This is a genomic window from Leptolyngbya sp. FACHB-541 (assembly GCF_014695875.1).
In the GTDB taxonomy this organism is placed as follows: Bacteria; Cyanobacteriota; Cyanobacteriia; order Elainellales; family Elainellaceae; genus JAAUTN01.
Genome location: NZ_JACJPC010000112.1, coordinates 65,821 through 74,658, shown reverse-complemented (window position 1 = coordinate 74,658; position 8,838 = coordinate 65,821). Strand labels below are relative to the sequence as shown.

At 47.0% G+C, this 8,838-nt stretch carries 6 protein-coding genes and 1 pseudogene; 1 reads left to right on the top strand and 6 read right to left on the bottom strand.

Features of this window, described 5'->3' with window-relative positions:
* Together H6G00_RS24780 and H6G00_RS24775 are read right to left on the bottom strand one after the other, a co-directional pair.
* Nucleotides 1-152, bottom strand: a pseudogene (locus tag H6G00_RS24780) (photosystem II q(b) protein); the annotation flags it as partial.
* A gap of 163 nt (nt 153-315) precedes the next feature.
* Complete coding sequence (locus H6G00_RS24775; RefSeq protein ID WP_190644114.1) at nt 316-666, bottom strand: histidine triad nucleotide-binding protein; 351 nt, start codon at nt 664-666, stop codon at nt 316-318.
* A 115-nt stretch (nt 667-781) separates the two neighbouring features.
* On the opposite strand from H6G00_RS24775, the gene H6G00_RS24770 reads away from it, so the two are divergent.
* The gene (locus H6G00_RS24770; protein WP_190798787.1) at nt 782-2,308 is read left to right on the top strand and encodes a YifB family Mg chelatase-like AAA ATPase; all 1,527 of its coding nucleotides are present in this window, start codon (nt 782-784) and stop codon (nt 2,306-2,308) included.
* 126 nt (nt 2,309-2,434) lie between these two features.
* On the opposite strand, the gene H6G00_RS24765 is transcribed toward H6G00_RS24770, so the two are convergent.
* The 4 genes from H6G00_RS24765 to H6G00_RS24750 form a co-directional block, all read right to left on the bottom strand.
* The gene (locus H6G00_RS24765) at nt 2,435-4,090 is read right to left on the bottom strand and encodes an alpha-amylase family glycosyl hydrolase (RefSeq protein ID WP_190798786.1); all 1,656 of its coding nucleotides are present in this window, start codon (nt 4,088-4,090) and stop codon (nt 2,435-2,437) included.
* Nucleotides 4,091-4,275: 185 nt separating this feature from the next.
* Nucleotides 4,276-4,650, bottom strand: a complete 375-nt coding sequence (locus tag H6G00_RS24760) for a DUF1823 family protein (RefSeq protein WP_190798793.1) — start codon at nt 4,648-4,650, stop codon at nt 4,276-4,278.
* A 100-nt stretch (nt 4,651-4,750) separates the two neighbouring features.
* Nucleotides 4,751-5,527, bottom strand: coding sequence for a PspA/IM30 family protein (locus tag H6G00_RS24755; protein ID WP_190644084.1), 777 nt, complete (start codon nt 5,525-5,527; stop codon nt 4,751-4,753).
* 297 nt (nt 5,528-5,824) lie between these two features.
* Nucleotides 5,825-8,716, bottom strand: a complete 2,892-nt coding sequence (locus H6G00_RS24750; protein WP_190798785.1) for an ELWxxDGT repeat protein — start codon at nt 8,714-8,716, stop codon at nt 5,825-5,827.
* Nucleotides 8,717-8,838: the final 122 nt, after the last annotated feature.

Genomic DNA, 8,838 nt, shown 5'->3' with positions numbered 1-8,838 from the left:
GCGATGATGAAGCAGATGGTGGCAGAGAGCAGGGTGGGGATCATCAGAACGCCGAACCAGCCTACGTACAGGCGGTTGTCGGTGCTGGTCACCCAGTTGCAGAACTGCTCCCACAGTGATGCGCTCTCGCGCCGCTGTAGAGTCGTTGTCATGATTAATGAGTGCTTGGTTTACAAGATGTATTGGGTCGGTTTTCTCGACCTGTACATAACTTAAGGCTTTTGTTGAAATTTGTAAAGCTTTTCATGATTAGTTACTCATTTCTCAACAATTGCCTAAGGTAACGCTCTGCAAAGAGCCCAATTTCAGCAGTTCTCAGCCGGGAGGCCAAGTCATCTGCCGTCCTCCCAAGATGTGCAGATGCAGGTGATCGACGGTCTGCCCTCCGTCTTCACCGTTATTGATCACCACTCGATAACCGTTGGTTAATCCAGCTTGCTCTGCAACTCGCTTTACAGTTAGCAACAAGTGCCCCATCAGTGCGTGGTCTGAAGATTCTGCATCCGACAAGTGTGGAATCGGCTGTTTGGGAATCACCAGAATGTGAACCGGAGCTTGCGAGTTGATATCTCGAAAGGCGATCGCCAACTCGTCCTCATAGAGAATGTCGGCTGGAATTTCCCGCTTGATGATCTTGCTGAAAATAGTTTCTTGAATTTCGCTCATTTTGGTTACAAAAACTACTTGCTGAAATTCTAAAGGCTTATGCCGTCCTGAAAAATTGTTCTACCAACAAAAATTAAGGGCACTCTACCGGGTAGCCGCAGTGGATGAAATTTGTATGCTTGCCAGAATTTGGAGTGCCTCTTTGATTGGCATTGATGCTGTCAAAGTTGGCGTTGAAGTTGACATCGCAGGTGGACTGCCAGGAATCGTCGTTGTTGGCTTACCCGATATTGCTGTGCAGGAATCGAAGGAAAGGGTAAAAGCCGCCCTTAAAAACGCAGGCTATGCCTTCCCAATGCGAAGAATTGTGATCAACCTGACTCCTGCTGACTTACGCAAAGAAGGGCCTAGCTTTGACTTGCCTGTTAGCATTGGCATCCTAGCGGCTTCTGAGCAGGTTAACGCTCAGTTACTAGAAGACTATTTATTTTTAGGCGAAGTTTCCTTAGATGGAGGGCTTCGTTCTGTTGCAGGGGTGCTGGCGATCGCTGCCGCCGCTCAACGTTTAGGCATCAAAGGACTAGTCGTACCAGCCGACAACGCCCGCGAAGCGGCTGTTGTCAAAGGGCTGACAGTTTATGGATTCAAGCACGTTTCAGAAGTAGCGGATTTTTTGAATGAGCCAGAACGTTACGAACCACTACAAGTAGATGGGCTAGCAGAATTGACGCGATCGCACTTCTGCGGTCTAGATTTAAAAGACGTAAAAGGACAGGCTCATGCCCGTCGCGCCTTGGAGGTTGCCGCTGCTGGCGGGCACAACTTGATATTTGTTGGTCCTCCTGGCAGCGGCAAAACTATGCTCGCTAGACGGCTACCCGGTATCTTGCCACCTCTCTCATTTAGCGAGGCACTAGAAGTTACTCAAATTCACTCAGTTGCAGGATTATTGAAAGATAGGGGGTCTTTGGTCAGCGATCGCCCCTTTCGCAGTCCCCACCACTCCGCCTCTGGACCTTCACTCGTTGGCGGCGGTAGCTTTCCTCGTCCTGGTGAAATCTCCCTAGCGCACAGGGGAGTGCTTTTCCTAGACGAGTTAACAGAATTTAAAAGAGATGTTTTAGAATTTCTGCGTCAACCGCTTGAAGATGGTCACGTTACAATCTCACGGACTCGTCAATCGGTGTCTTTTCCGGCTCAGTTTACCCTGGTTGCCAGTACTAATCCCTGCCCTTGCGGTTACTTTGGCGATACAATCCAGCCCTGTACCTGCAAACCAAAAGCGAGAGAGCAATACTGGGCAAGGCTTTCAGGACCACTAATGGACAGGATTGACCTGCAGGTAGCCGTCAACCGCTTGAAGCCAGAAGAAATTACCCAACAGCCAATTGGCGAAGACTCTGTCTCAGTAAGAAAAAGGGTACAGGTAGCGCGCGATCGCGCCCGCACCCGATTTCAGAACGATACCCCGCGCTGCAACTCAGATATGCAGAGCAGCCACTTGAGACAATGGTGTCTGTTAGATAATGCAACTCGCACCTTGTTAGAAGGAGCGATCCGAAAACTCGGGCTATCTGCCAGAGCTACCGATCGCATCCTTAAAGTTGCTCGAACTATTGCAGATTTGGCAGGCGACGAAAATTTGCAGACTCATCATGTAGCCGAAGCAGTTCAATACCGCACCATAGATCGGATGCAGTAGAGATGCAATCAACCACGTCTCCATTAACTCCGTTGCGTTTCCATTAATCCCTTCCCAGCTAAAGATTAGGTACTAAAAGATTCAGGGATGCATCCCTGAATCTTTTAGTGGAAAAGGAGTAAATTACTACTGTTGCCAGACAAATACCTTCGCCTCATATTCTGGCAAGTCAATCATGATGTTGTTATCGCCCGCCTCAATATCATAATCTCCCGTCCATTCATGCCAAGTACCATTTTCTGGGAAATTTTCAATTCGATAGCCTGCCAAGTATTGGTCTGAGAAGTTTGCTACGACAACGACTCTTGACCCCTCATCGTTCCAACGAACGTAAGCTAGAACTTTACCCTCTGGATCTTCATGAAAGAAGTTAATGTTCTCGGTATAAAGTGCATGACTCTCCTTACGCAGGGAAATCAAGCCCTTGTAGTACTCGAATAATCCTCGATTCAAGTCATTCTCTAACAAAGACCATTCGATTTTATTCTGCTCAATTGTTTTAGGCTTATACTCCCCAAATTCTTCACCCATCCAAATCATCGGCACACCCACTGCTGTCATGAGCATCACCGCACCCAGCTTCAGTCGCTTAAAAGCGGCTTCATCAAAAATATCGCGGTCTGCCAATTCCACCATCAGGTGATTGTGGTCATGATTGGTTAAATAGTTAACTACATTAGTAGCCCCCAAGAAGCCTTGACGCTTAGCATCTAATGCATCTTTGAGACGCTCTAAATCGAAAGTTTCTCCACTGATATGTTCCAGAATGCAGTGATAGAAGCTTTCATGCCAACAGCCATCCATTGGGCCATCAACACCTGTAATATCTGTTGTTTCAGGAATATGTTCAGCAATGTTATAGAACGGTTTTGCTCCCGCAGCTTGCTTAGTTTCCTGCACAATCCAATGCATGAAGTCGTAGTTTGCAATCTGCCGAGCCGCATCATAACGAATGCCATCAATGTGATATTCCTCAATCCAAAAACGAACCGCATCACCGACAAAACGACGAGCAGGATGGGTTTCTAGATTTTCGTCATAATGCTCGTAGTTAAATTCTGGTCCCCAGTTATTATCTGGGTCACGTGGCTCATGGTGATACCAATAATCATGGTCAATTTGAGTGAGTGGACTCTCTGCTTCAGAGTGATTAAAAATGCCGTCCATGAGAACACGAATACCGTGAGCATGGCATTCATCAATTAGATTCTTTAGCTCGGCCGTAGAACCATAGCTAGATTCTGTTGCAAAAAAATAACGGGGGTTGTAACCCCAGCTATAGTCACCTGGATATTCTTTAACAGGCATCAGTTCAATAGCGTTGACACCTAATTCGCACAGGTAATCCAGCTTTTCGATGACGTGCTTATACTTTCCACGAGCATAAGGGTCATCCTCTCCCCCTGAAAAGTCACCTACGTGCATTTCATAAATTACTAATTCATGATCTGCAGGTAAGGGTTTATCATCATGTTGCCAAACATAAGTATCAACAATTCTTTCGCCGTCTTTAATAGTTAAAACACAATTTTGAGTAGGGTTATCAATATCTGTTGCATAGGGATCGTTTACATCTACCCATTGATCAGGTTCAAAGAACCAGCTTTTAGACTGTACACGAAACTTGTACTGATAAGCGCCATCTTCTAGCTCAACTTTAGTGCGAAAAAAGCCTTCTTTATCTTTTTGCATGGGTATTTCTTTCCAGTCGGAAAAAGACCCAATTAATGTTGCTGCATTGTTATAAGGTGCAAATAAACTAAATTCAATCTGGTTAGCCATAAAATTCCTTTAGGAAGAAGTCTGAACTTATTCTCTGAGGTTCAGATTCATTCAGACATCTTTCTGAGGAAATAAACTTTTATGTCCAAAGCTTTATCTCTACTCTTAGGCTGATAAAAACCATCAGAGAGTTTGATAACTAACCCTCATTAAAAGAGCGGCTTTAAATAGCGATCGCCCCTTATTCAACCTACAATTTCTCGATCGCGCATATAGCTGAGCAACCAGTTTGCCATTGTTGCGCGTCTCGTCAGACGAGGAACTAGCTCTCCTACCTTGTACCCTTCAAACCCAAGTTGCTCCTTCAAAAGCTGCTTGTTGGGTTTGGGAATAGAGCGCGTTAACTTAACCGTAGCAGGACGGTCTTCAATAAAATTTGGTGGCTCTGGATAGTTCTCCAACCATTCAGAAGAAACTTCTTCGGCATTCCACCGCTCTGCCGTTGCATCGTACCGATAGCCCAGATAGTGCCACACGAGTTGATTAACCGTCGCATCATCTAGCGTGTCGTTTAGAATTGCCCAAATAGTATCAATGCTGAGGGGTGGCAGGTCAGACATAGTAGACAAAAGCATTTCCTAGAAGCTTAGAGCGCTAAAGAGGCTACGTCACTGGAACGTAACCTCCTAGCAAACCTTAACAGGCGAAATTAATTAGATTCTATAGCTGATCTAGCTGATTCTTTAAAGCTTCTAGCTCATCATCTACTGCTTTATCTTGAGGGGCTTGAGTCGTAGGCTCGGAGGAGGGAAGCTGCGCTTGATTTGCCGGGGCTGCAGAACCCAATAGTTGCGCCTTCATCGCGGCTAACTCATCATCCACATCGCTACCTGACTCCAGTGCAGCAAACTGACTCTCTAAGTCAGCCCCTGCCAACTCTGCCGCGGCTTGTGAGCGAGCTTCCATTTGCAGCACTTTTTCTTCCATTCGCTCAAACGCACCCATTGCGCTGCTGGTGTTGAGCGAACTCATTGTTCCTTGAAGCTGCTCATTGGCTTTGGCGGCACTAGCTCTAGCCTTGAGCATATCTTTCTTAGTTTTTGCTTCAGAAATTTTGCCTTCCAACGCAATCAGATTGCGCTTTAAGGTATCTACCGTTGAGGATTGCTGATCTAACTGTGTCTTCAGCGCTGTAGCTGTTTCAGCTTGCACCTTTCTGCGGTTGAGGGCTTCACGCGCTAAATTTTCGTCGCCTTTTTGCAGCGCTAGCTGAGCCCGCTGTTGCCAGTTGTTTGCTTCTGACTGAGCCTGGTTATGTTGCTGCTGCATTCGTTTTTGGCTGGCGATCGCACTTGCAACAGCCTGACGCAACTGTACCAGGTCCTCCTGCATGTCAATAATCGCTTGCTCCAGGATTTTTTCTGGATCTTCAGCAGAACTGACGGCGGCGTTGAGATTAGACCGGACAACCCGACTAACACGGTCAAATAACCCCATGACTCTATCTTTCCTTTTGGAATGTACAAAGTAAATAGAAACAGGCTAATTAATGCTGGTATGACTAATCTAGCCTAGTCAAGCAGGGCTAAATGGCTCCTGCCAACAGTCTTAACAACTGCCATGTCTCCATTCTATATAGCAATTCTATTGATTCGTGACAGGATTGCTTGTAATAGATGCGTTCTATCCAGGTCCATAGCACGACGCGCAGACCTTCAAAAGAAAGGGGTAGGGTTAGAAACTTTACCTCTAACCCTACCCCTCAAATCAATTCAAGTGACTAAACTACAGTCGTTACAGTCCCCAAAGCTCAATGCCGTTTCCTTCTTGCTCGTTGATTACACCGTCACCATTTTGATCGAAGCTATTATCAGCCCGGAAGAATAACCTGCCGCTAATGTTGGTCAAGCCTTGTGGGTCTGAGCCGATATCACCTGGGATAATGTCGGAGACAAGTTCTGCCTCTGGATTGGAGTCAGCAGGGTTATATCTCCACAATTCGTTGCCGCTTTCGCCGTCATTTGCTGTGAAATAAAGAACTCCGTTCACATCAACCAGGTTATCTGGGTTGAAGTCAACATTGGTCTTCGCTGTAGTTCCGGCGGCTGTGCCATCGGTACTCCAAATTTCGCGACCGAGTCCTCCGTCTCTGGCAGAGAAATAGAGAGTGCCATTGACGTTAACTAGGCTGGCAGGACTTGAACCGTTATCAACGCTAGTCAACTGGGTGAGTGTGTCAGCGCTGGCTGTATCAATGCTCCAAAGCTGATTTCTAAAGTTACTATCAACTGCTGTGAAATAGAGCTTACTGCCAACTACAGTGAGATTTGCAGCATCCGAATCAGACGAACTTGGTCCAATATCTGTCACTCTGATTGGGCTACCGTTAGCACCAATCTTCCAGATTTCTATTCCGTTTGCATCGGTGAGCGCTGTAAAGTACAGCCCGTTGTTCACAACGGTTAAATTCTCAGGGAAGGAGTTGGGATTACCCGTTGTTGCAATGTCTAGAAGTTGAGGGGTCGTGCTGCCAGGGTCAAGACGGTACAGTTCCGTTCCTGTCGCACCAGCATTAGCTGTGAAGAAGAGGGTGCCATTGACATTAGTCAAGCTGTTTGGAGAAGAGCTAACTAATCCCGCTGCTAAATCTGCAACTTGAACGGTTCCGGCTGCAGTGCCATCGCTCTTCCATAGCTCGAAATTGCCACCCTGGTTAGAAGCTACAAAGTAGAGCGTATCGCCAACCGCGGTTAGCGATCGCGGCAGAGAAGAACCTCCCACTGTAGTATTAATGTCCTTAACCAACACGGTTCCGGCTGCAGTACCGTCACTCTTCCATAGCTCGGTGCCATTCACTCCGTCGTCAGCCGCAAAATAAAGCACACCATTGATATTGGTAAGTCCAGAAATATCGGTTGACGTTGCTCCTGGCTTGATCGCTTTCACTTTTGCCGTAGTTTGCACAGTGCCAAGTGCGGTCAAAATAGCTCCTTCACTCTTCCACAGAGCATATCCTTCTCCATCATTTGCAGTGAAGTAGAGGGAGCCACTCACGTCAGTGAATTCACGAGGGTCAGAACTGCCTGCCCCAAACAGAATGTCTCTGGTGATACTAGGAACTGTGCCACCTGGAGCAGTGTAAGCACTGAGATCGTAGAAGCTGGCTTGACCTTCTACACCAGGTCTAACAGCGAGGTAGTAAGTGCCATCCTGGAAAGTGCCTCCAATCGTTTCGGGAGAAGAACCCGTTCTGGTAGAAACGGAGATAACTTCCTCGTCGCCTAGATCGATAGTGCCACTGCCATTTGAGTCACTAATGACTCCATCATTGTTGCTATCTTGCAGCAGCAATAGATCAGCAGTGCCGCTTGGCAAGTTGCCGTTTGGCAGGTTGGTGAGCCTGATGCTAAGGAAAGTGCGACCGCCTGAGTTTAGGTCCACTTTGTAAAAGTCGAGCCGGTCAGCAGGGTTAATAAATTCAGGGGCACCATCCGTACCCGTTAGCGTAAACGGAGCGCGGATATTTGTACTGCTCAAGTTAAGGTTACGGGCAGTTTGAATTGTGTTTGGCGCTCTGTCTCCTGGCAGTCCCGATAATGTCAGGTTATAGGAGGAGTTGCCCGTGTTGCCAAATCGGCTAACTCGAATCAGGTAATCGCCCACAGTCAACCGCTGGTTGGTGAGGCTTTCTGCAATCCCTAGTCCGCCTTGAACCGATGAAGCAACAAGGTTTTGAGGTGTAAAGGGAGCAATTGAGCCGTCATTTCGATAGAGCTGCACATCCGCGTTTAAAGTTGCATTGAAGCCATCTAACCGCAGATTAAAGTCGCTAGGGGTGTCTACCCTGAAGCTGTAAAGGTCTATATTATCCCCATCACCGAGTCCATCACTATAAGTTTGACTATCAAAAGTAAGGTCGATACTACGTGCTTTTGCAACGGTTGCCCCAGCTTCTGGACCCGTAGAGATTCCTAGTGTGTATCCAGTACGCACACCTGCCTTGGGAACAACTTGCAGGAAATAAGTAACAGGTCTGGTAGGGTCGTTGACAGGGTTACCATTGGTGAGCGGACCATTTAAAGCACGAGTAATGACTTCGCTAGCAGTACCTGCTGTAACAGACTGCTGGAGTATGTTGCCTGCAGTGTCTCTTAGGTACAGGTCGGCATCGCCCCGTAGACCTCGGATGGAGGCATTAACAGTTCTACGATCGCTCACTGTAAAACTGTAGAAGTCATTTAAGTCTGAGACTCCGACAAAATCTGTATAATCAACACGGTTAACGACTCCAGTGATGTCTCCTAAAGCACGTGCCCTAGTCTGGGTATTTCCGGCATTGTCGTCAAAAGCAGATAGGGTTAAGGCATATCGAGTTGTGGTTGTTGCTTCAGGAGTAAAAACTCGAAGGTAGTAGGTACCTGGGTCAAGGGTACGATTGATGTTCTCTTCTCGTGTGAGAGGCTGTCTAGAAGTGGGACGAATTATCCCACCTCTGCTACCGTAAAGCGCAAGGTCGGCATTGCCCGTTAAACCAGAAACTTTAGCGCTAAAGCTTTTGCGGGTTGTAAGATCGATTCGGTAATAGTCGTTGCGGTCTGTGGAAATAAGGGAGTCTGCATATCTAGCGAAGCCTCTACTAAAGGCAACTCGCTTTGCTTCCTGTAAGGTATTCCCTGCGTCTGCCATAGCTTTATTCTCACACGAATTTACTTGGCAATAGGTTTCCCCAGTGCAGATCAAAAACAGTCACCAATTCTTTAAATTCATTCAGGCTTCACGAATTGCTGTGACTACCGTATTTATACGAA

What these genes read in the sequence shown, in the direction of transcription:
- H6G00_RS24775 (WP_190644114.1), bottom strand. Translation starts at nt 666, where the DNA reads ATGAGCGAAATTCAAGAAACTATTTTCAGCAAGATCATCAAGCGGGAA.
- H6G00_RS24770 (WP_190798787.1), top strand. Translation starts at nt 782, where the DNA reads ATGCTTGCCAGAATTTGGAGTGCCTCTTTGATTGGCATTGATGCTGTC.
- H6G00_RS24765 (WP_190798786.1), bottom strand. Translation starts at nt 4,090, where the DNA reads ATGGCTAACCAGATTGAATTTAGTTTATTTGCACCTTATAACAATGCA.
- H6G00_RS24760 (WP_190798793.1), bottom strand. Translation starts at nt 4,650, where the DNA reads ATGTCTGACCTGCCACCCCTCAGCATTGATACTATTTGGGCAATTCTA.
- H6G00_RS24755 (WP_190644084.1), bottom strand. Translation starts at nt 5,527, where the DNA reads ATGGGGTTATTTGACCGTGTTAGTCGGGTTGTCCGGTCTAATCTCAAC.
- H6G00_RS24750 (WP_190798785.1), bottom strand. Translation starts at nt 8,716, where the DNA reads ATGGCAGACGCAGGGAATACCTTACAGGAAGCAAAGCGAGTTGCCTTT.